The following is a 21,531-nucleotide window of genomic DNA, read 5'->3' as shown; positions in this document are numbered from 1 at the left end:
CAAGCAGTGACCACTCGACCGTCGGACCCACGGGCTGTCTTGAACACGCTGATCGCGTGCCGGCACAGCGTCCGTGAATACAGCGATGCCCCCATCAGCCGGGCAGCGCTCGAGCGTATCGTCCACTGCGCACAGGGGCGCTCGAGCTCGGGCAAACGCAACGCGCCGTCGGCGCATGGGCTCTATCCGCTACGTCTGTTTGCGGTCGTCCAGCGGCTGGAAGCCTCGAAATCCGGTTTGTACGCGCTCGATACGCCCGACGCGCGGCTTGGCGAATGGCTGAAAGCGATTTCGCCCGAAGCACTAAGGGAGACTTCGCTGGCCGACGATGCCTGGCTGGAACACGCGGCGGCGGTGCTGGTCGTGGCCGCTGATTATGATGCGGCGAACGCGCATTTTGTGGATCAGCAGCCCGACGGCCGACGCGGTGAACGCTACGTGCATATCGAAGCGGGCGCAGTGTTGCAGAACATGCATCTGGCCACGCTGGCCGAAAGGCTGGATGGCGTTATCGTGGCCGGCTTCGACGACCGCCGTCTTGCCGATCTGCTGGCACTGCCGGCGCCGCTGCGACCGGTGGCACTTTTCTGTATCGGCGCTTGCGCCGAAGCTTCAGCCGGGCGTTGAAGGCTCGTTTGCGACCGGAATCGGCGCGCGGAAATGCAGCGTTCGATAGGGGTAGGGAATTTCGATACCGGCCTGATCCAGGGCCGCCTTGATCGCCACCACGACTTCGTTACGCGATTTGCGCGTACCCAGCGGCGTCGAATCGCACCACCAGCTCACGTCGATATCCATGCTGCTGCTGCCAAAGCCGGTGGCAAAGACCTGTACGGGGTAATCCTTGACCCGGCTCTCGCAGGCGCGCACGGCGGTCTCGATCAACTCGAGTGCGACACCCAGGTCCTCGTCGTAGGCCACGCCGGTGGCGACATGTATACGGCGTACCGGCTGATTGGTGAGTACGAGCACCGAGTTCTTGAACAGGCTCGCATTGGGGACGATCAGCAGTTCGCCAGTGACCTGGCGGATATGGGTCACCCGGACGTTGACCCGTTCCACCCGGCCCATGATCTCGCCGCTTTCGATGAAATCCCCGCTTTCGAAGGGGTATTTCCAGAGCATGAGCATGCCGGCAAAGAAATTCTCGAAGGTGTCCTTGAAGGCAAAGCCCACGGCCACCGACAGCAGCCCCAGACCGCCGAGCGCCTTCGCCGGCGACAGGCCGGGAAACACCACGACGGCGGCAAGCGTCAGCCCCAGCGCCCAGATCCCCAGCGACAGCAGTCGATCGATCAGGCGGCGCAGGGAAGGGCGGGTTCGTTTGCCGGCCAGACGCGCTGCGAACAGCGTGCTCAGCCAGGCCCCGAGCCAGGTCAGCACGATGATCGCGAGCGATATTCCGATGAACGGCAGGTGTGCGACGAAGTCGCCCCAGGTGGCGACAACGGTGTCGTGTACCGAAGCCACGACCTCGTCGAGGCTGGTGGGGGCCGCAGCGGCTTCTGCATTCATTGCCATGCCCGAATGCTAGCGCATGTCGAGCGCCGGTGTATTGGCTGGACGTGGCCAGAACAGCCGCGCAAGCGGCCGCCGTAAGTCACTGCAGCGGTCGTTATCGCGACCTCGCCACGGTGCCGCCCGGCAATAAAGTTTTGGGCCGACGCGCCGATTTGTACGCCAACGGTGTCGTAGCGCGATCGAGCGGTTTTTGATCGGCTTGTACGTCGTCAGAACACTTTACTGCCCTATCAACACAGGCGGACTTACATGACTGATTCTTCTACCGTCGCGACAGCCGAACTTGAGGCGCTCCGTCACGCAATCGGTCAGGCCAGCGCCGTGATCGAGTTCGATCCACAAGGACTCGTGCTCAACGCCAACGCCAATTTCCTGGAAACGTTGGGCTATAGCTTCGATGAAATCGTGGGGCAGCATCATCGTATGTTCTGCACGGCCGAAGACGTCGAGCAGCCCGAGTATGCCGAATTCTGGGAGCGGCTCGGCAGCGGCCATTTCGATAGCGGTGAATACCGGCGGGTGGCCAAGGACGGCCGGGAAGTCTGGCTGAGTGCCACCTACAACCCGATCCGCGACGAGGCCGGCGATGTCATCAAGATCATCAAGCTGGCCACCGATATTACGCGCGAAAAACAGATCAGCGCGGAGCATGCCAGCAAGCTCAGCGCGCTGGATCGTTCGCAGGCAGCGATCGAGTTCGACCTCGACGGGATCATCCTGGACGCCAATCGGAATTTCCTGGCCGTCACCGGCTATACGCTGGACGAGATTCGCGGTCGTCATCATCGGCTGTTTTGCGAAAACGCCTATGTCGAGAGCGAGGCCTATCGCGAATTCTGGCGCGCGCTTGCGCGCGGCGAGTTCATGAGCGGCGAATATTGCCGGCTCGATAAGTACGGGCGTGAAATCTGGCTGCAGGCCAGCTACAACCCGGTGCTGGACGCCGATGGCCGGCCGTACAAGGTGGTCAAGTTCGCGGCCGATATCACGGCACAGAAGATGCAGGAAGCCGAGTCCCATAGCCTGTTGCGGGCCATCGATCGTTCGCGTGCGGTGATCGAGTTCGATCTCGATGGCAACGTGCTCAAGGCCAACGCCAACTTCCTTGCCCTGATGGGTTACAGCGAAGCCGAACTCGTCGGCGAGCACCACCGCCGGCTGTGCGATCTGGAATATGCGCAAAGCGAGGACTACCGCAATCTGTGGGCACGTCTTGCCCGCGGCGAATTCGTGTCCGGCGAATTTCAACGCTTCACGCGGGACGGCCACGAGATCTGGTTGCAGGCGATCTACAACCCGATTCTCGACGCGCGCGGACGGCCGACCAAGATCGTCAAGTTCGCCAGCGATATCACCGACGAGCGCCGGGCGCAGGCCGAGGCCGATGGCAAGTTCGCCGCGATCGACCGCGCCCAGGGCGTGATCGAGTTCAACCTCGACGGCACGATCATCACGGCCAACAAGAACTTCCGCGACGTGGTCGGCTATCGGCTCGACGAAATAGTGGGCAAGCATCACCGCATGTTCTGCGAAGAGGACTACGCCGACAGCGAGGATTACAAGCTGCTCTGGAAGAAGCTCGCGGCCGGTGAATACATCGCCGCCCAGTTCAAACGCGTGGCCCGGGGCGGGCGCGAAATCTGGCTGCAGGCCAGCTACAACCCGATTTTCGATCTGCATGGCCGCCCCTACAAGGTGGTCAAGTTCGCCACGGATATCACCGACGACAAGCATCGCAACACCGAGTTCGAAGGCAAGGTCAACGCCATTGCCCGTTCGCAGGCGGTGATCGAGTTCGATCTCAAGGGCTATATCCTGACCGCCAACGACAACTTCCTGCATACGCTGGGCTATCAGCGCGACGAACTCATCGGCCAGCATCATCGTCTGCTGTGTGATCCGTCCTATGTCGCCAGCGGTGCCTATCGCGATTTCTGGCAGACGCTCGGCCGCGGCGAGTATGTAAGCGACCGCTTCATGCGTATCGGCCGTTTCGGACAGCGGATCTGGATTCAGGCGACCTACAATCCGATCTTCGACGCCGACGGTGAGCCCTACAAGGTGGTCAAGTTCGCTACCGACATCACCGAACAGGTTGAGCGCGAAGAGCATATCCAGCAGCAGTCGCAAGCGATGCGTGCCGCTGTGGAGGAACTGCATGCCTCGATTGCCTCGATCGTGGAGAACACTCGGCTGACGCGGGAAATGGCGCGTACGACCCAGCGCGAAGCGGCCCAGGGCGTAAAGGCGCTGGAAAACTCGACCGAGGCCATGGCAGCGATTCAGAAATCGGCCGAAGATATCGACGAAATCGTCAAAGTGATCGGCGAAATCGCCTCGCAGACCAACCTGCTGGCCTTTAATGCGGCCATCGAAGCCGCGCGTGCCGGCGAGCATGGTCTGGGGTTTTCGGTGGTGGCCGACGAGGTGCGCAAGCTCGCCGAGAAATCAGCCGACGCCACACGCCAGATCAACCGCCTGATCAGCCAGTCGCTCAAGCGTATCGACAGCGGCAACGAGGTGATCCACGTCGCGCACGATGCCTTCGGCCGTATCGCCGAAGGCGTTGAGCAGACGACATCGTCGGTCGAAGAAATCGCGACCACGACCGAAGAACAGCTCAGTACCGCCGATCAGGTGGACCGTCTGATCCGTGAACTGACCGATTCCACGCGCAAGGACGAGCGTTCCAACACGCCAAGTCGTTCGGCGCCTGCCCGGCTCAAGGCAGCCAACGAAGGCTGATGGGCACGCACAAGTTCGGAATTCTCGGCGTTGGCGATAGCGAAATTGCCTTCGAGGTCGGTTCGCTGCGCGAGGTCGTGTCATTGGCACAGCCGCCGGCGCCGATGCCCCGGGTCGCGGATTGGCTGGTCGGCAGTTTCGCGCTGCGCGGGACGCAGATACCCGCCGTGGACCTGGCTCGCATGCTCGGTCTGCGTCGAGAGCCGGCACCGGTCGAACACGGTCATACCGTGGCGGTTCTGGCCGGGCGCGGACGTCGCTTCGGCGTGGTCGTCGATCGGGTGGAAGACGTGGTGACCCTGGACGAGTCGCAGGTGAGTGCGATCGATCAGGAAAACGACGCGATCGAGCTGTTTGCGAATCGCGTGTTCTGCCGTTCGGGGAGTGACAGCCCGGTCTATGTTCTCGATATCGACGCCATGCTGGATATCAAAGGCATGGTGCATGTCGGTGACGAAGCCGGGCGTGGCGCCCGCGCCGCCCGTACCGGCTGGTACGCGCGCGGGGCTGCCCGCCAGCGTGCGGTGATCGCGAGTTCGGGGGCGTTGACGCTCGCTATCGATGCCGACGTGGTGCGCGAAATCGCGGATTGCCATACGTTGATCGAGCCGGCTTTGGCGCTACCCGGCTATCTGGGCAATCATCGCCTGCGTAAGAACATCGTGCCGGTGTTCGACGCGCGGGTGCTGCTTGGCCAGGCGCCGTCGGCGAGTCGACTTGAACAGATGGTGGTGCTGGATACGGGGCAGGGCAATCTGGCGCTGGCCGTCGAGCACATCATGAGCATGGTCGAATACCAGCCGCAGGATTGCCTGACCCTGGCCATGCCTTCCGATCAATCGACCGACAATTGCGTTACCGGGTTGTTGTCTCGCCCCGGCACGGCCGATGCACTGCTGGTATCGCATACCGCGCTTTTCGCTCGTGAAGAGCTGGCCAACATTGCGCGCGTGCACGCCGAACTCAACGCCGACACGGAACAGCGCGAGCGAAGCAGCGTCGTGTGGCGGCGTTTTGCTTTCCTGCACTTCCAAGCCGGCGGAAAATTCGTGGTTTTCATGGATCAACTCGACGCCGTTCTGCCGATGCCGGAACACTATGCGCCGTTGGGTGGTTCGGGGGTATTCGAGGGCGTATTCCGCCACCTCGACGAGCTCGTAACCCTCGTGGATCTGCGTCGGCTGATCGGTGACAAGGCACCGGCAGGAGCCGCCAGCCAGGTGCTCGTGGTGGCCGCGCCCGGCGGGCGTATTGGCTTCATGGTGGATATCGCCAGCGATATCGAATACATCGAAGCGCCGGCCGATAGCCTGCACGTGCATCGCTATGGCGTGAACAAGCCCAATCCGACGTTGGCCGAGCGCCAGTATCGGCTGACGTCGGTCGGTGAAGGCGAGAGGAAACAGTTTCTGTCGCTGTTCTGCCTGGAATCGCTCGCCGCACAGCTGCTGGGCGGTGCCGCGCCGGCGCAGGAGCGCGTGTGCGGCGAGTCGTCCGCCCGGTACAAGGCGATCGCTTGAAGCAGGCTCGACTGCGCGCCGTGTATGCTGGCGAAAATCACCGGTAGGTGAATCCAAACCGCGTGTAGCTGTATATAGTTACACTTATGGAGCTGCTCAAGAAACTCGAAATCCTGGCGGATGCCGCGAAATACGATGCCTCCTGTGCGTCGAGTGGCACCCGCCGGCGACACTCGCTGGACGGCAAGGGCGTTGGTTCGAGCGAAGGCTCGGGCATCTGCCATGCCTATGCGCCGGACGGGCGCTGTATTTCGTTGCTCAAGATCCTGCTGACCAACTTCTGCGTCTACGAATGCAGCTACTGCATCAATCGTAATTCGTCGAATGTGGCACGGGCGCGCTTCACGGTCGACGAAGTGGTGCGCCTGACGCTGGACTTCTACAAGCGCAACTATATCGAAGGCCTGTTCCTGAGTTCGGGGGTGATCCAGAGCCCGGACTACACCATGGGCCAGCTGGTGGAAGTCGCGCGCCGGCTGCGTATCGACCACGATTTTCGTGGCTATATCCACCTCAAGACCATTCCGGACGCCGACGGCCAGCTGCTCGCCGATGCTGGCACCTATGCCGACCGGCTGTCGATCAACGTCGAACTGCCCACGCGGATCGCGCTTGCCGATCTCGCGCCGGAAAAGGACCATCGAACCATCAAGCTGTCGATGGCGCGTATCCGGGCGCGCCAGGACGAATATGCCGACAGCCGGCGCGAGGCGCGTCGAACGTCGAGTCTGTCGCCGCGGCGAATCGCCGCGCCCCGGTTCGCGCCCGCCGGTCAGTCCACGCAGATGATCGTGGGTGCCGAGCCGTCCACCGATGCCCAGATCCTGTCCACCACGGCGAATCTGTACTCCGCCTACAAGCTCAAGCGGGTGTATTTCTCTGCCTTTTCGCCTATTGCCGATGCCTCGGCCAAGCTGCCGGCCCGGCGTACGCCGCTCATGCGCGAACACCGGCTGTACCAGTCGGACTGGCTGATCCGCTTCTATGGCTATGGCCACGACGAAATAACGGCCGGCAGTGACGATCTCGCGGCCGCCGGCATGCTCGATCTCGATGTCGATCCGAAGCTGGCCTGGGCGTTGCGCAACCGCGGTTATTTTCCGGTGGATCTCAACCGAGCCCCACGCGAACAGCTACTGCGAGTTCCCGGTCTCGGCGTCAAATCGGTACAAAAGCTGCTCAAGATTCGACGCTGGCAGAAGATACGCCTCGAAGATCTGGTCGCGTTGAAGGCCGGGGTCAAGAAAGCCATGCCGTTCGTGGTCTGCGCCAATCACCAGCCGGCCTTGTCCGAAGCACCCAGTGCCGTGCTGCGAGCCCGTTTTGCGCCCGCCCGGGCCGCGCAACAGGCCTTCGATTTCTAGATGAGTTTCCAGGTTTCGCTATTCGACGCCGCATCCACCGCCAAGGATCAGGTCGTCGCACGCTTTACGCCGGATTTCGCCGGCTGGCAGGGCCGGGCGCGCCAGCTGCTGGCCGACGATACGCCGCCGGAGCGCGTCTGGTGGCAGCCGAGCGCGCAATCACAGGATACGAAAGTCTCGCTGCCTGCCGACAAGCCGCCAGCGCGGCCGGCGGGGCGGGTGCCCAGGGCCTTCGTCGACCAGGCCCGCGCGGTGGCCTGCCATGTTGACGATGATCGCTGGGCGCTTTTGTATCGGCTGCTGTGGCGGCTGACCCACGGCGAACGCCATCTGTTGCAGCTCAGCGGCGATCGCGACGTGGTGCGCCTCACGGCCTATGCCAAGGCCGTACGGCGCGACGTGCACAAGATGAAGGCGTTCGTTCGTTTTCGCGAAGTCGATGAGCCGGGCGCTGCCGATGCCGAGCCGCGCTATGTCGCCTGGTTCGAGCCCGAGCATTTCATCGTCGAGTACGTCAGCGGCTTTTTCAAACGCCGATTCGCCAACATGCGTTGGTCAATTCTCACCCCGTTCGGCTGCGCGCACTGGGAAGGCGAGGGCGATGTCTGGTTCTCGCCCGGCACCGACAAGTCGGCCGCGCCCGAGGGCGATCGGCTGGAGGCTGCCTGGCAGACCTATTACCGCAGCATATTCAACCCCGCACGGGTCAAGATTCGCGCGATGCAGTCGGAAATGCCGCAGAAGTACTGGAAGAACATGCCCGAGGCGCATCTCATTCCATCGCTTCTGCGCGATGCCGACCGGCGCGTGCAGGCCATGGAGGCCAACCGCAGGCACAGCGACGAACTGCGCTGCGGGCCGCGCCCGGCGAGCCCGGACACCGACAATGCCGCGGCGGTTGAAGCCAGCGCGCCCGCCTCGCTGGAACGCCTCGCCCTGCAGGCGACGACCTGTCGCAGCTGCCCGCTCTGGCAGCCCGCCACCCAGACCGTGTTCGGGGAAGGCCCGGCCCATGCGCGCGTGATGCTCGTAGGCGAACAGCCCGGCGATCGCGAAGATCTTGCCGGCCGGCCATTCGTCGGCCCGGCCGGCCAGCTGCTCGATCGCGCGCTGGCAGCGGCCGGGATCGCGCGTGAGCGGGTGTATCTGACCAACGCCGTCAAACATTTCAAATTCAGTCCACGCGGCAAGACGCGCCTGCATGCCACCCCGAGTGAAACCGAAGTCATGGCCTGTCGCCCCTGGCTGGACACCGAGATCGGCCTGGTGGCGCCGGAGCTCGTGATTTGCCTGGGCGCCACCGCCGGGCGCTCGCTGCTCGGTGCCGACGTGCGCGTCAGCCGTGATCGCGGCCGGTTCATCGACCACGACGGTCGGCGCTATCTGCTGACCGTGCATCCGTCCTATCTGCTGCGCCGCGGCGCGGCTGCGGCGAACCATAGCGAATACGCGCGTTTCGTTGCCGATCTGGCAATGGCCGTCGATTGGGTCTGATTCGAGGATCGAAAGTCCCGCCGTTTGTAGTGAGCGCCTGGACCTCGACTGGCGCGACCGCATGCCCGACGAATCGACAACGCGCTCGGTTCGACTCGCGCACCGCACGCCGGGCGTGCATGATCAGCGCTGCAATACAGCCGCGGATGGTCGAATCGTATGGCAGACAAAGGCGAAAGCGCACGCAGCAATCTGTTGGGGCAGTTCGCGAGCCTCAGCGGCAGCCTGTCGAAGAAGGCGCTGGGCGCGCTCACCCGCCGCGTGGGCGGGCTGACGCTGGATATCGGGCGCACCATCATTCTCGATCGCGCCCAGCGGCGGCTGTTGTCCGACGAGCAGCGCGCCTGGATGAAACGCGCCGGCGAGGCAATTCAGGATGCCCGCCAGACCGCGGGGCTGTCGCTCGACGAACTTGCCAACGCTTTGGACCTCGAGGACAAGACCGTGCTGCAGGCCATGGAGCAGGGCTCGGCGACGGTGTCGTTCGATCTCATCCTGCGGCTGACATCGCTGCTGGCCCGCAACGATCCGATTCCGTTTCTCATCCAGCTGGTGCGTGGTTTCAACCCGCGTCTGTGGGCTCTGGCCGAGGACTGGGGCGTGGGCCGGTTGCCCGGCATGGTCGAACGCGATCGCCAGTGGATGAATATTTATCGCGGCAACGAAGCCGCGCGCCAGCTGCCCCAGGCCGATTTCGAGCGGGTCATGGCGTTTTGCGAGAGTGCGCTCACGATGGCGGTGCAGTTCCAGCAGAGCACGGCGTCGCGCGGCACGGACGACGACACCGCCGGTAGACGCCGCGGCTAGCTGCGGCTATGGCGGCGGTTACCGGCTTGAAACCGGCGTAAGCAACGGCACTATCCGTACATAAATCCTGTCACGAGCCGAGCGATGCAAACGCTCAAGATCGATCTGGTGTCCGATGTGGTCTGCCCTTGGTGTGCCATCGGCGATGCGCGCCTGCAGCAGGCGCTGGCGCTGCTGACTGATGAACTCGCGGTGGAAGTTGAATGGCATCCGTTTCTGCTCAACCCGGACGTGCCGGCCGAAGGCCGCGATATTCTCGAGCATCTGAGCGCCAAATACGGCCGTAGCGAGGCCGAGATGAAAGCCTCCCAGCATGAGATCACCGCCGCGGCACACGAACTGGGGCTGAATTTCGAAAAGGCGCTCGAGCGCCGTTCGTGGAACACGTTCGCAACGCATCGCGTGCTGGCGTACGCCAAGGAGCAGGGCTGCGACGCCGGGTTCAACCGGGCGCTGTTCGAGGCCTACTTCGGTCGCGCGCAAAACCCCACGGACCCAGCGCTGCTGGCCACGATCGGCGAATCGCTGGGGCTCGATGGCGGGCGCATCCGCGAAATCGTTGCCGGCGATGCCTATGCCGAGCAGGTGGAACACGAAATCGGCTACTGGCAGTCGCTGGGCGTATCTTCGGTGCCGTCGTTCATCGTCGCCCAGAAGTATCTGCTGGCCGGCGCCCAGCCGCCCGAGACATTGGCCGATGCCCTGCGCCAGATCGCGGCCGAGCAGGTCGAACAGGGCTGACCAGGGCTGATCAGGCCTGATCGGGCGTCGGGTCGGGTGGGCGTGACGGCTCGGGCACTTCGTCTTCGTTGATACGGGCCCGCACGTTCGGCAGATAGTCCGGATAGTCGCGCTGTACGAAATCCAGCAGCGCCTCGCGCATGCGACAGCGCAGATGCCACAGCGCGATGGAATCGTTCGAGCTCATCAAAAAGCGTATTTGCATGGCGTGCTCGCCGGCCTCCACCACCTGAGTGGTGCCGATGAGTTCGTCCCAGGCGCTGTCGGCCTTGAGCAGGCGTTCGAACTCGGCGCGCAGCGGCGGCACCGGCATGCGGTAGTCCAGCCACATGAATACCGAGCCCATCAGGCTCGTGGGCCGGCGCGTCCAGTTCTCGAAGGGGTTTTCGATAAACCACTGCAAAGGCACCACCAAGCGGCGCAAATCCCAGGTGCGCAGCACGACATAGGTGATGGTCACTTCCTCGACCCAGCACCATTCGTCCTTGAACTTGAGTACGTCTTCGATCCGAAAGGGCTGCGATAACGCGATCTGCAAGCCCGCCAGCAGGTTCGACAGCACCGGCCGCGCGGCAAAACCGATGATCAGGCCGCCGATACCGGCCGAGGCGAGCAGGCTGGTGCCCAGCTGGCGAATCGAGGGAAAGGTCATCAGCGCGGTGGAGATGCCGATGATCGCCACCAGCACCGTCAGGCCGCGGGTGAGAAAACGCGCCTGGGTCTCGAGCTTGCGCGCCGAGTGGTGCCGGCCTTCCACGGCCGGGTTAAGGCTGACGATGAGATCGCCGATGGCCGTGATCGCACAGAGCGCGGCCCAGGTCAGTGCCAGGATCAGGCATAGGCTGTTCATATGCCGAATGGCCGCGATCCAGGGGATATCGTCCGGGCTGGCATGCCAGACCGCCTGCAGGGTCAGGAAGAACACCACCACCGCGCCGGGCTTGTCGCACTGGCGCAGGAATTCCCGGGCGACGGTATGCCGCAGGGTCAGCCGATAGGCCACCTTGATCAGCAGGACATAGACGATGGTCACGACGATTGCCGAGGCGGCGCCCGTACACAGCGCCAGCGCCCAGCGCCCGGCCGGGGTATCCAGACTTTCTAGCATTCGATACGTTTCACGTACGCGGACTCCGCGGTAACGGTACGGGCGCCGCGATGCTTGAAGCGCCCGATCCGGTTTTCACTCACGACAGCTGTCAGTTAGCGAAATCCGTGCCAGGCGTCTCCCGCATGTGACGTTCGCCCCTGCGAAGGGGGGTATCGCCCATTATGACCGCAGCGTGGCTCGAACGAGCACGCGCCGGCCCGTATTCGTTCGCGCATCGACGCAGGATTTCAGCCCTCGTCGATGTCGGGCGCGCCCGGCCGGCCCCGGCCGGTACCGGCGCGGCGATCAGGCAAGCGCGGTGCCCAGCGAATACACGGCCATGCAGGCGCCCAGCAGCAGGCCGCCGGCCAGCATGACCAGTGTCGCGTTTACGCAGTACTTGATGGTGGTGTAACGCGCTGGATGCGTGTGCTTGAGTTCGCGCGTGTTCGCCAACACGGGTGCGAGGCCTGCGAATACCCGATTGGCCAGGCCGCGCTTGTCCTCGGCGGTGTTGGGCACGAGCGTGGCGCGCATGATGGCCTTGTAGAAGAAATTCACGACCGGGCCGACCACGCGCGTCGGCCGCTCGACATCGCACATCAGGATGACGCGATCCTGTTCGGCATCGTTATGGGCGTAATGCAGATAGGTTTCGTCGAACAGCAGCGTCTCGCCGTCGCGCCAGGAATAATCCTCGCCGTCGATATTGATATAGCAGGCGTCGTCGTTGGGCGTGGCCAGGCCCAGGTGATACCGCAACGAACAGGCCGCCGGGTCGGCATGACGCGTGAGTTTGGAACCGGCCGGTAACACCGAGAACATGGCGCCATTCACGCAGGACACGCCTTCGAGCAGGCGCGTGGTCCGTGGGCACAGACGCTGGGCCGAGTTGTGGGTGGTGCCATACCAGCGCAGATAGAACTTGCGCCAGCCGTACTTGTAGAAGGTACGAAAGCCGATGTCGTAATAGGCCGCCGACTCGGTGGACTGGGTGTCTTCGAAGGCGTTGCTGCGATACAGGGCGAGGGCTTCTTCGCGAATCACCGGCCAGTTACGCTCAATCACGTCCAGCTCGGGAAAGCGCGCCGTATCGGCGATCGGCTTTTGTGCCCGGGGCTCGGTAAACAGATACAACAGGCAGTTGAGCGGGCTGAAAATCGGCCAGCCCTTGCGCAGATACTGTTTGAAGCTGTCGTATCGTACGTTGCCGCGAAGGCGGTACACATAGAACATGGAGCCGGTCACAAAGACCAACAGCCCCGCAAACATCCACAATAAGGGCATAACAACTCCTTTTTCGTGGCCTGCGATATGTCCCGGTCGACCACTTGCCTCGTACGAGCCGCTACTTTGCGACGGCCGGTGTTAGTGCGGCGTCAAGCATGTACAGGCCAATGACCGCGTGGGCCGACAGCGCGGCGATCTGGGAGTAAACGCAGGCGGTGCGGCGCCGTTTCGTTTATTTTTTGCGCGCGAAAATGGGCGTGGCCCGCTGCGCGTGGGCAAAGCCGCGTCGCCGCGAGCAACGCGAACAAGGAGTCAGAGCGTGGGAATAGCAAACAGTCGGCGGGCACGTGCCGCGGGCTTGGTACTGGGTGCTTGCGCGGCCGTGTTGGCCAGCGGCTGCGCCTGGCAGGCCGCCCAGTTCTGGGTGGCGGGCGAACAGGTCGAACTACGCGACACAGATGCCGACGCACGACCGGCCGCCCGCGAGGCGCCCAAGCTGCTGCTGGTGGCCATCGACGGCATCGATCGGCCCCTGCTCTACGACATGCTGCGCGCCGGCGAGCTGCCCGAGATGGCGCGCCTGCTGGGCGACGAGGGCAGCCACGAGTTCGCCCATGCCTGGTTCGAGGACTCGATCGTCAGCGTGCTGCCCTCATCGACCGCCGTGTCCTGGGCCACCACGGTCACCGGCGCCAATCCGGCCGAGCACGGCGTGGCCGGCAACGAGTACTTCATTCGTGCGACCGGCGAGTATGCCGCGCCCGTGCCGGTGACGATTCCCGAAGCCACGCAGGTATTCAAGATCTATACCGACGGCTATGCGAACGATCTGCTGGAAGTGCCGACCATCTATGAACGCCTGCGCGAAACCGACCCGGGTGCGCGTATCTGGGTGGGCATGCATCAGTTCTATCGCGGTGCTGATCGTCTGATCCTCACCGACCGTACGGCCATGCTGGATGCCTTTCAGAGCCTGTTTGCCGAACATGTGGCCGGCCAGCTCACCGGCGCGCAGTCGCTATCGCTGTTCGAGGAGCTGGACGCCGAGGTCATCGAGAACATGGACGACCTCATCGAGGACGAACTGGCCGCCGATGTCATCACGATCTATCTGCCCGGGCTGGATCACTATGCCCATATCACCGACGCGGATCCGGACGTTTCGCGCCGCGACTACCTCAAGAAAGGCCTCGAGCCGATGATGGCCGACCTCTACGAAGCGCTGGAAGAGGCCGGCGAGCTCGACGATCGCTATATCGTGATCACCTCGGACCATGGCCATACCGGCGTGCTGCACGACGACGCGCACTCGCTTTCGACCGACGGTGCGGGCGAGCCGCCCAACGTGCTCGAAGCCGCCGGCTTTACCCTGCGTCCCTATGCGCTGGATGTCGATGACGACGTGTTCTTCGATGCCGTGATCGCCTACCAGGGCGCGCTGGCCTATGTATACGTGGCCGATCGCACCACCTGTGCCACCCGCGATACGCCCTGCGACTGGACCCAGCCCGCGCGCGCCGCGGATATCGAAACCGCGGCCGAGGCGTTCTATCGCAACAACGAAGACGGCCTGCTCGTACCGGAAATGCGGGATACGCTGGACATGATCCTGGTTCGTACCGCGGCGTCCGACAGCGACGCCGAACAGGTCTTCGAGGTCTATACCGGGCACGGCAAGACCCAGCCGATCGCGGACTATCTGGCCGCCCATCCGCATCCGACCTACGTCGATATGCCGCAAAGGCTGCACGACCTGACGGTGGGCCCGCACGGTGATCGCGCCGGCGATCTGATTCTGGTCGCACACAACGGCGATCGCGAAGACCCGGCCCAGCGTTATTATTTCGCACCGCTTTATCATTCCTGGCACGGCAGCCCCTCGGCGCGGGATTCCGAACTGCCGTTGATCGTCGCTCGGCACGGTGGAACGCGCGAGGCGCTGCGTCGTATCGTGGAGACAACGTTCGCCGGCCGCCACGACCAGCGTTTGATCGCCGATCTGCTGCTGCGTCTACGCCAGGGTGAGCCCGCCGGCGACGCCGCGCAGGACCCTTAAGCATGACCGATTCTGCATACAACGCGATCGAAACTGCGATTCTTGAGGGCGTTGACGCACGTCGGCGCGGTGCCACGATCTGTCCTTCCGAAGTCGCGCGGGGCCTGTGGTCGGCGAACGAGTGGCGAGGTCATATGGACGAGGTGCGCGCAGCGGCCGCGCGGCTGATCGATACAGGCGAAATCGTTGCCACGCAGGGCGGCCGGCCGGTGGATATTCGCAACGCGCGCGGGCCGATCCGTCTCGGCCGCCCGGCCTAGGGTCGCCCCTAGCCGGTACCGGGCACGGAACGAGGCCCGGCTCAGTCCGGGCGCGTGTTGTCCGGCGCGTCGTCGCCGCTATCAACGGGCGGCTGTGGGGTGGGCGGTAGGCTGCGATGCCAAACGTCGAGCTGCGGAAAGGCGATGGTGACATCGTGTTCGCGAAAAGCGGCGTCGATAGCGAAATTCAGGTCCGATACCACGAAGAAGCGCCGGGTCACATCGCGGATGAAACAGCGCAGCTCGAAGTCGAGGGTGGAATTGCCAAAGCCGCGGAACAGGGCAACCGGCTTCGGCACGCCGCCACGCCCATCGCTGATGACGTCCTTGTGCTCGTCGGCGACTTCCATCAGGAGCCGTTCCACCAGTCGCACGTCGCTGCCGTAAGCCACGCCGACCGGGCAGCCGATTCGCCCGTAGCGATCACGCAGGTTCCAGTTCTTCAGGTGCAGGGTCAGCAGCTCGGAGTTGGGCACGACCACGGTCGTGCGTTGCAGCGTCTCGATCTCGGTCGCACGAATACGAATCCGGCGGACGAAGCCTTCGGTTTCGCCCACGGTGATGTAGTTGCCGCGCCGCACCGGCTGTTCGAACAACAGGATAAGCCCCGAGACGAAGTTGTTCACGATCGTCTGCAGCCCGAAGCCGATACCCACCGACAACGCGCCGGCGATGAACGCCAGCTTGGTGAGGTCGAGGCCCACATAGCTGAGCACCACGAGGGCCGCGATCACGAACAGCACGTAGCCGGTAATCGTGGCCACCGCCTCGCGGGTATGGGTTTCCATGGGCGTGCGCGCCAGCCACTGGTTCTCCATGCGCCCGGTCAGCCAGCGGATGACGGTGGCCAGCAGTACCAGCAACAGGGCACCCATGATCAGCTGGGCCGGCACGATCTGGACCTGGCCGAGGTTGAACCCGGTCCAGGCGAGATGCCGGAGCATGTCGAAGCTGGCCCGGGACAGCCCCCAGATACCCAGTAAGGCGAGCGGCACGGCCAGCCATATCGCCAGATGCAGCATCGCGGCGACGAGGTCGGCTTCGCGAAAGCGTTCGCCGTCCTCCACGTTGAGCCAGCGCCGCAGACGGCGCTGCCATACGCGATGACCTTCATTGAGGCCGGTGGCGAGTCGGTCGGTCCAGCGGCTGGCAAGCCATGCCAGCAGAACCGTGGCCAGCGTCAGCGCAATTTGGGGGATCGGCAGTCCGTTCCAGTGATCGGTACGCCACCAGCCATACAGGGCAGCCGCAGCCGCAACGCAGGTGGCAACAAATAGCAGGGCCGTGATGCCCGCGCCCAGACGTTTATACATGCAGGTTATCGATACCCCGAAAAAGCCGATGACATACAGATGATACGACCGTAGCGGCCTGCGCGGTGGCCCACAAGCGCAGCGGCGCCCCGCCGACTGCGTCGTTTGCAGCCGGGTGTCGCGCCGACCAATCGCGACGGGTATGGCAAGTATCTTGCAGTGAGCGCTGTCAATGTCGCACCGGTACGCGGCGGGGCGCGCGTTACAACGCCCGGGCGACAGAAACTCACGTCATCAAGGGGAACACTGTGGAAAAGAAAGACATGACCCGGGCCATTCTGGATGCCAAGAAAGCCAAGGGGCTGCGTTGGGATGAAATCGCCGCCGAGATCGGCATGGCGCCGGTATGGACGGCCACTGCCTGCCTGGGCGAAGCTTCGGCGACCGAAGAACAGGCCCAGAAGATCACGGCCGTGCTCGACCTGGGCGACGACGTCGCCGACGCACTGCAGGAATGCCCTCTGAAAGGGCAATGGATGGACAAGACCATCCCCAGCGATCCGCTGCTCTATCGCTTCTACGAGATTCTGTCGGTATTCGGCCCGGGCGTTAAGCAGTGCATTCACGAAGAATTTGGCGACGGCATCATGTCCGCCATCGATTTCACCATCGACGTGGCGCGCGAAGAACATCCCAAGGGGGATCGCGTGAAGATCGTCATGAACGGCAAGTTCCTGCCCTATGTGCGCTGGTAGCACCGCGATGCAGCGCTCTATTCCGGTGCAGTCACCTCGTTTCAGGGAGAACCCATGTCGTATCTAGAACCGGCGGAATTCGTCAAGAAGATGGTCGATTCCGGCGAATCCAAAATCTATATGGGCCGACGCGACACCATCGTGCGTGCCTATATGGCCGGCGCGATCCTGGCGCTGGCCGTGGTCTTTGCGGTCACCATCACCGTGAACACGGGCAACCCGCTGCTGGGCGCGGTGCTGTTCCCGGTCGGCTTCTGCATGCTTTACCTGATGAAGTTCGACCTGCTCACCGGGGTGTTCATGCTCACCCCGCTGGCCTGGCTGGACAAGCGCCCGGGCGTGACTATCCCCCGGGTGCTGGAAAACTGGGGGCTGGTGTTTCTCGGCAATCTGGCCGGCGCGCTCACGGTGGCCGTGATCATGTCGATCAACTTCACCTACGGCTTTTCCGTACCGGTCAACGAAGTCGGCCAGACGATTGCGCACGTCGGTGAAGGCCGTACGCTGGGTTACAAGGAGCACGGCTTCGGCGGCTGGATGACGCTGTTCATCCGCGGCTGTCTGTGCAACTGGATGGTGTCGATGGGCGTGGTGGGCGCCATGGTATCCACCTCGGCCACGGGCAAGATCGCAGCCATGTGGATGCCGATCATGGTGTTCTTCTATCTCGGCTTCGAGCACTCGGTGGTGAACATGTTCCTGTTCCCGCTGGGCCTGATTCTGGGCGGCAGCTACACACTGGGGGACTACATCTTCTGGAACGAGATTCCAACCGTGCTGGGCAATATCGTCGGCGGCATTTCGCTCACCGGGTTGACGCTGTATTCCACCCACGTGCGTACCCAGGCACGGCGCGAGATCGTTTGATCGCCGCGCGTTTATGCCGGCAACTCACGGGGCGGGCCACCGGTTCGCCCCGTGATCCCGTATCGAGCGCGTTGCGCCAGCGAGTGATGCGGTCGTGAACACGTCGCTTGCCATCACCGCCGGTCAGGCCACTCAGGCCGGCCGCAAACCGCGCAACCAGGATTTTCACGGCCTGCGCCTACCCGAGGGGACGGCATTGCAGTCCAAGGGCATTGCCCTGGCCATCGCCGACGGTATCAGCAGCAGCGATGTGGCCCATATCGCCAGCGAAACCGCGGTGTCGAGTTTTCTCGAAGACTACTACTGCACCTCGGATGCCTGGTCGGTTCGTAATTCGGCACAGCGCGTCATTACCGCCATCAACGCCTGGCTTTATGCCCAGACGCGCCAGAGCCAGTATCGCGAAGATGCGGATCGCGGCTATGTGTGCACCTTCAGCGCCGTGGTGTTCAAGGCCGCAAGCGCCTATCTGTTTCATGTCGGCGATGCGCGTATCTATCGCCTGCGCGATGGCGCGCTCGAACGCCTGACCGAAGATCATCGTATCCGCATGTCGCGCCATGAAAGCTATCTGGCCCGGGCGCTGGGCATTAACAATCAGGTGGAAATCGACTACCAGCGCCTCGCGATCGACGTGGGCGACGTGTTCATCCTCGCCACCGACGGCGTCTACGAATACACGGACGATGCCACCCTTATCGATACCGTGGCCTGCCACGGCGATGCGCTGGAAACCGCGGCCCAACGCATCGTGGACATGGCCTACGAACACGGCAGCCACGACAACCTCACCGTGCAGATCGTGCGCGTCGACAGCCTCGACGAACAGGACCCGGACGATATCGCCGAGCGGCTCACCGATCTGGCGTTCGCGCCCACGCTCGAACCCCGCATGACCTTCGAAGGCTACGAGATCGTGCGTACGTTGCATATCAGCGGGCGCAGCCATGTGTTTCTGGCCTGCGACAACGACAGCGGGCAGGCGGTGGCCCTCAAAGTGCCGGCCAGCGACCTCAAGGCCGACCCGCTGCTGCTGGAGCGCTTTCTGCTCGAGGAATGGATCGCCCGGCGTATCGACAGCCCGCACGTGCTCAAGGCCTCGCCGCCACGGCGCAAGCCGGCGCATGTCTATGTGGCCATGGAATATGTCGAGGGCCAGACGCTCACACAGTGGATGATCGATCATCCCCGCCCCGATATGGCCAGCGTGCGCCCCATCGTGGAGCAGATCGGCAAGGGCGTGCTCGCCTTTCATCGCCAGGAGATGATCCACCAGGATCTGCGGCCCGACAATATCCTCATCGACAGGCTCGGCACGGTTAAGATCATCGATTTCGGCGCCGTCGAGGTCGCCGGCATCCGCGAAAGCGCCGGGCGCCATGGCAGCGACGACGTGCTCGGCACCAGCCAGTACGCCGCGCCGGAATATTTCATCGGCGGGCAGGGCACGACCCGCTCCGACGTGTATTCGCTGGGCGTGATCGCCTATCAAATGCTCACTGGCCGCCTGCCGTACGGGCCGAACGTATCGCGGGCGCGCAGCAGCGCCGATCTGAACCGGCTCAATTACCCCAGCGCGATCGCCTACAACAGCGATGTGCCCGCCTGGGTGGACGGCGCCCTGCGTAAGGCCCTGCACCCGAATCCGAACCAGCGCTATGCCGAAGTCGCCGAATTCGTCTACGACCTGCGCCACCCGCGCGGCGGGCTGGTGTCCGACCATCGGCTACCGCTGATCGAGCGCGACCCCAACCGGTTCTGGAAGGGCTTGTCGGCAGTGCTTGGCGTGGTGGTCGCCGGTTTATTGTTTTATATCGCGCGTGGATAGAGAACGAAAGCCCACGTGTTTCAGACCGCCAGAACGACACCGGCTGGAGCGGCGGCCGCGCAAGTCGGGGCCCGGCTTATGAACCGAACCCGAATTTATCCATTACTCACGGCGACCCACCGCTACGAAAAGACCGTCTCTACGCGCCATCGCGGCTACGGCGTATATATCGATGCGCCGATTCCGGCGTATCTGATCGAAACGCCGAACGGGCGCATTCTCTTTGATGTGGGCTGCGATTATCACAAGATCGTCACGCCCGAACTGCGCGAGCAATATCTCGAGCCCATGCGGCCGACGTTCGAGGTGCCCCAGATGTCGCAGACCCAGCGCATCCCGCACTATCTCCAAGCGCTGGGCCTGAGCGTGGCCGATATCGATCTGGTGTTCCTGAGCCATCTGCATTTCGACCACGCCGGCGGGCTGTGCGACGTGCCCGGTTGCGATGTACATATCCATCACGCCGAAGTCGCGGCCGCCGATACCGGCGAAGTCAGCGGTATCTTCGAAGACGAGATCGCCGATCGCGATCGCTGGAAAATCCAGCACGGCGATTACGATGTGGCCCCCGGCGTGCATGCCTTCGAAACGCCAGGCCATACGGCTGGCCATATGTCCCTGTTCATCGAGCTGCCCAAGGGCCCGCCGGTGATTCTATGCGGCGACGCCGCCGACCTCACCGAAAACCTTGCAGACGAAATCGCCCCCGGTTACTGCTGGAAGGATCGCGAAGCCGAAGCCCTGGCCAGCATCCGTCGTATCAAGCAGATGGGCACAACCGAAAACGCCGAGCTCTGGCCCAACCACGACTTCGACTTCTTTCGGTCGTTGCCGGCCTTTCCGGCGTATCGCGATTGATTAACTAAAACGCACGATGGCCAGCGCGTCAGTCCGCCAGTCGAAACGGCTCGTATTGTTGCTCCGACGGCAGGCCCCGCAGCGCCCATAGCGTGCGCTTGGCCGGGTCGGCGATCACCGCACCGCAGGTGGCTTCCCGCACCTTGGGCGTGGCCTGTACACAGATCGCTTCGGGGTCGCGGGTGATTGCGGCCAGCGTGTCGATATCGTGTGAACTCGTATCGTCGAGCAGCGCCTTGGCACGTGCCAGACGCTTCTCACTGGATGCCTGAGAGCCTGGCAAGCGTTGGCGTTCGACCGCCTGCGTCGCCTCGGTCAGGCAGTGGTTGGTATGCACCACTGGCCGGTCTTCGAGCGGGGTAATCGCATGCCGGCTCGGCATGGCTTCCACGTTAAAGCCACGGCCGTTCGCATCCAGCATCAGATAGTTGTGGGCGCCGGCCAGCGGCGTAGCGGTAATACAGGCCAGGGCGTCCTCGATATTGCTTTGGCGCAAAATCGCGCGCACCACGAAATTCCATGTCACGCCCGGCTGGCCGTCCACGGCCACCAGGTTGTTGATGCCCACGGTAATGCCGTGCTCGTTCATCCCGATCATGCCCGGGCAGCCCATGCTGGTGAATGCCGTAAAGGCCGGGGCATCGTCGGGCCGCCCGTCGATCATCACCACATGCTCGGCCGCGCTTTCGTGCATATCCCAGGTCTGGGCGAACAGCGCGTTGCCATCGGTACAGCATTGGCCGGGCACCAGCATCGCCGTGCATTGATCGGCGGCCCGTGGCGCAGGCGCGGCCAATGTGTTCGCCGGGTTGTTGTAAACCGTATCCACCAGATCGGTGAAACCGCTCACCACCAGCAGCTCGGCGATATCCAGCCCGGCCGCATCGGCCATGGCCCGGAGTTCGTCGGTCAACGCCGGATCAAGCCGCTCGTGGGCCGGCAGGCACTGTGCGGCCATATCCAGCACCGCCTCCCGCTCCAACTCGCGCCCCACCCAATAAGCCGAGCCGAGCATACGTGTGCGTTCCCCGGCGAAGTGCTGAATGGCGTCGCGATAGCGTCTGCCGTGGGCGGCGCCCATAGCGGCGGGTGAGCCGGTAAGTGCGATTGGTGTAAGTGTCATCGGCGAGAGGGGATAGGTT

Annotated in this window: 18 protein-coding genes; 13 read left to right on the top strand and 5 right to left on the bottom strand. The window is 63.5% G+C overall.

The window, feature by feature from the left end; all coding sequences use genetic code 11:
• Window positions 1-39: 39 nt before the first annotated feature.
• Window positions 40-627: a nitroreductase family protein gene (locus tag C84B14_RS12410; protein ID WP_353224496.1), complete on the top strand. Its 588-nt coding sequence runs from the start codon at window positions 40-42 to the stop codon at window positions 625-627.
• Here the strand turns inward: C84B14_RS12410 and C84B14_RS12405 are convergent.
• Window positions 613-1,521, bottom strand: a complete 909-nt coding sequence (locus C84B14_RS12405; RefSeq protein ID WP_353224494.1) for a mechanosensitive ion channel family protein — start codon at window positions 1,519-1,521, stop codon at window positions 613-615. The genes C84B14_RS12410 and C84B14_RS12405 overlap by 15 nt on opposite strands.
• 249 nt (window positions 1,522-1,770) lie before the next feature.
• Between C84B14_RS12405 and C84B14_RS12400 the strand changes: the two genes are divergently transcribed.
• The 6 genes from C84B14_RS12400 to C84B14_RS12375 all read left to right on the top strand — a co-directional run bounded on the left by C84B14_RS12400 (window position 1,771) and on the right by C84B14_RS12375 (window position 10,192).
• Complete coding sequence (locus C84B14_RS12400; RefSeq protein ID WP_353224493.1) at window positions 1,771-4,266, top strand: methyl-accepting chemotaxis protein; 2,496 nt, start codon at window positions 1,771-1,773, stop codon at window positions 4,264-4,266.
• The gene (locus tag C84B14_RS12395) at window positions 4,266-5,786 is read left to right on the top strand and encodes a chemotaxis protein CheW (RefSeq protein WP_353224491.1); all 1,521 of its coding nucleotides are present in this window, start codon (window positions 4,266-4,268) and stop codon (window positions 5,784-5,786) included. Before C84B14_RS12400 ends, C84B14_RS12395 begins: the two co-directional genes overlap by 1 nt.
• An 86-nt stretch (window positions 5,787-5,872) precedes the next feature.
• Entirely contained in the window at window positions 5,873-7,150 is a 1,278-nt protein-coding gene (locus tag C84B14_RS12390; RefSeq protein WP_353224489.1) for a putative DNA modification/repair radical SAM protein, read from the top strand.
• Window positions 7,151-8,644: a UdgX family uracil-DNA binding protein gene (locus tag C84B14_RS12385; RefSeq protein ID WP_353224487.1), complete on the top strand. Its 1,494-nt coding sequence runs from the start codon at window positions 7,151-7,153 to the stop codon at window positions 8,642-8,644.
• Window positions 8,645-8,803: 159 nt separating this feature from the next.
• Complete coding sequence (locus C84B14_RS12380) at window positions 8,804-9,451, top strand: helix-turn-helix domain-containing protein (protein WP_353224485.1); 648 nt, start codon at window positions 8,804-8,806, stop codon at window positions 9,449-9,451.
• 84 nt (window positions 9,452-9,535) lie between these two features.
• Complete coding sequence (locus C84B14_RS12375; protein ID WP_353224483.1) at window positions 9,536-10,192, top strand: DsbA family oxidoreductase; 657 nt, start codon at window positions 9,536-9,538, stop codon at window positions 10,190-10,192.
• 10 nt (window positions 10,193-10,202) lie between these two features.
• Here the strand turns inward: C84B14_RS12375 and C84B14_RS12370 are convergent, their stop codons facing one another.
• Entirely contained in the window at window positions 10,203-11,300 is a 1,098-nt protein-coding gene (locus C84B14_RS12370) for a mechanosensitive ion channel family protein (protein ID WP_353224481.1), read from the bottom strand.
• 288 nt (window positions 11,301-11,588) lie between these two features.
• A complete protein-coding gene (locus tag C84B14_RS12365; RefSeq protein WP_353224479.1) occupies window positions 11,589-12,569 on the bottom strand; it encodes an aspartyl/asparaginyl beta-hydroxylase domain-containing protein in 981 nt (326 codons plus the stop codon).
• A 262-nt stretch (window positions 12,570-12,831) separates the two neighbouring features.
• Between C84B14_RS12365 and C84B14_RS12360 the strand changes: the two genes are divergently transcribed.
• Together C84B14_RS12360 and C84B14_RS12355 are read left to right on the top strand one after the other, a co-directional pair.
• Window positions 12,832-14,568, top strand: a complete 1,737-nt coding sequence (locus tag C84B14_RS12360; RefSeq protein ID WP_353224477.1) for an alkaline phosphatase family protein — start codon at window positions 12,832-12,834, stop codon at window positions 14,566-14,568.
• A 2-nt stretch (window positions 14,569-14,570) separates the two neighbouring features.
• Window positions 14,571-14,828 carry a DUF3253 domain-containing protein gene (locus C84B14_RS12355; RefSeq protein ID WP_353224475.1) on the top strand — a complete coding sequence of 86 codons (258 nt, stop codon included), beginning with the start codon at window positions 14,571-14,573 and terminating at the stop codon, window positions 14,826-14,828.
• 41 nt (window positions 14,829-14,869) lie between these two features.
• On the opposite strand, the gene C84B14_RS12350 is transcribed toward C84B14_RS12355, so the two are convergent.
• Entirely contained in the window at window positions 14,870-16,141 is a 1,272-nt protein-coding gene (locus C84B14_RS12350; RefSeq protein ID WP_353224473.1) for a mechanosensitive ion channel family protein, read from the bottom strand.
• A gap of 248 nt (window positions 16,142-16,389) precedes the next feature.
• Between C84B14_RS12350 and cynS the strand changes: the two genes are divergently transcribed.
• The 4 genes from cynS to C84B14_RS12330 all read left to right on the top strand — a co-directional run bounded on the left by cynS (window position 16,390) and on the right by C84B14_RS12330 (window position 20,389).
• A complete protein-coding gene (cynS, locus tag C84B14_RS12345; RefSeq protein ID WP_348765473.1) occupies window positions 16,390-16,836 on the top strand; it encodes a cyanase in 447 nt (148 codons plus the stop codon).
• Window positions 16,837-16,890: 54 nt separating this feature from the next.
• Complete coding sequence (locus C84B14_RS12340; RefSeq protein ID WP_353224471.1) at window positions 16,891-17,703, top strand: formate/nitrite transporter family protein; 813 nt, start codon at window positions 16,891-16,893, stop codon at window positions 17,701-17,703.
• 94 nt (window positions 17,704-17,797) lie between these two features.
• Window positions 17,798-19,531 (top strand): bifunctional protein-serine/threonine kinase/phosphatase, encoded by a 1,734-nt coding sequence (locus C84B14_RS12335; RefSeq protein ID WP_353224469.1) that lies wholly within the window; start codon window positions 17,798-17,800, stop codon window positions 19,529-19,531.
• 78 nt (window positions 19,532-19,609) lie between these two features.
• Complete coding sequence (locus C84B14_RS12330) at window positions 19,610-20,389, top strand: N-acyl homoserine lactonase family protein (RefSeq protein WP_353224467.1); 780 nt, start codon at window positions 19,610-19,612, stop codon at window positions 20,387-20,389.
• Between the two features lie 28 nt (window positions 20,390-20,417).
• On the opposite strand, the gene C84B14_RS12325 is transcribed toward C84B14_RS12330, so the two are convergent.
• Window positions 20,418-21,512: a C45 family autoproteolytic acyltransferase/hydrolase gene (locus tag C84B14_RS12325; protein WP_353224466.1), complete on the bottom strand. Its 1,095-nt coding sequence runs from the start codon at window positions 21,510-21,512 to the stop codon at window positions 20,418-20,420.
• Window positions 21,513-21,531: the final 19 nt, after the last annotated feature.

Origin of the sequence: Salinisphaera sp. C84B14 (assembly GCF_040361435.1) — a bacterium.
Lineage (GTDB): Bacteria > Pseudomonadota > Gammaproteobacteria > Nevskiales > Salinisphaeraceae > Salinisphaera.
The sequence above is the reverse complement of the archived record's forward strand: the minus strand, read 5'-3'. Positions and strand labels throughout refer to the sequence as shown.

Excerpts from the sequence above, each read along its gene's own strand:
- C84B14_RS12405 (WP_353224494.1), bottom strand. The coding sequence starts at position 1,521 with ATGGCAATGAATGCAGAAGCCGCTGCGGCCCCCACCAGCCTCGACGAG.
- C84B14_RS12400 (WP_353224493.1), top strand. The coding sequence starts at position 1,771 with ATGACTGATTCTTCTACCGTCGCGACAGCCGAACTTGAGGCGCTCCGT.
- C84B14_RS12395 (WP_353224491.1), top strand. The coding sequence starts at position 4,266 with ATGGGCACGCACAAGTTCGGAATTCTCGGCGTTGGCGATAGCGAAATT.
- C84B14_RS12390 (WP_353224489.1), top strand. The coding sequence starts at position 5,873 with ATGGAGCTGCTCAAGAAACTCGAAATCCTGGCGGATGCCGCGAAATAC.
- C84B14_RS12385 (WP_353224487.1), top strand. The coding sequence starts at position 7,151 with ATGAGTTTCCAGGTTTCGCTATTCGACGCCGCATCCACCGCCAAGGAT.
- C84B14_RS12380 (WP_353224485.1), top strand. The coding sequence starts at position 8,804 with ATGGCAGACAAAGGCGAAAGCGCACGCAGCAATCTGTTGGGGCAGTTC.
- C84B14_RS12375 (WP_353224483.1), top strand. The coding sequence starts at position 9,536 with ATGCAAACGCTCAAGATCGATCTGGTGTCCGATGTGGTCTGCCCTTGG.
- C84B14_RS12370 (WP_353224481.1), bottom strand. The coding sequence starts at position 11,300 with ATGCTAGAAAGTCTGGATACCCCGGCCGGGCGCTGGGCGCTGGCGCTG.
- C84B14_RS12365 (WP_353224479.1), bottom strand. The coding sequence starts at position 12,569 with ATGCCCTTATTGTGGATGTTTGCGGGGCTGTTGGTCTTTGTGACCGGC.
- C84B14_RS12355 (WP_353224475.1), top strand. The coding sequence starts at position 14,571 with ATGACCGATTCTGCATACAACGCGATCGAAACTGCGATTCTTGAGGGC.
- C84B14_RS12350 (WP_353224473.1), bottom strand. The coding sequence starts at position 16,141 with ATGTATAAACGTCTGGGCGCGGGCATCACGGCCCTGCTATTTGTTGCC.
- C84B14_RS12340 (WP_353224471.1), top strand. The coding sequence starts at position 16,891 with ATGTCGTATCTAGAACCGGCGGAATTCGTCAAGAAGATGGTCGATTCC.
- C84B14_RS12330 (WP_353224467.1), top strand. The coding sequence starts at position 19,610 with ATGAACCGAACCCGAATTTATCCATTACTCACGGCGACCCACCGCTAC.
- C84B14_RS12325 (WP_353224466.1), bottom strand. The coding sequence starts at position 21,512 with ATGACACTTACACCAATCGCACTTACCGGCTCACCCGCCGCTATGGGC.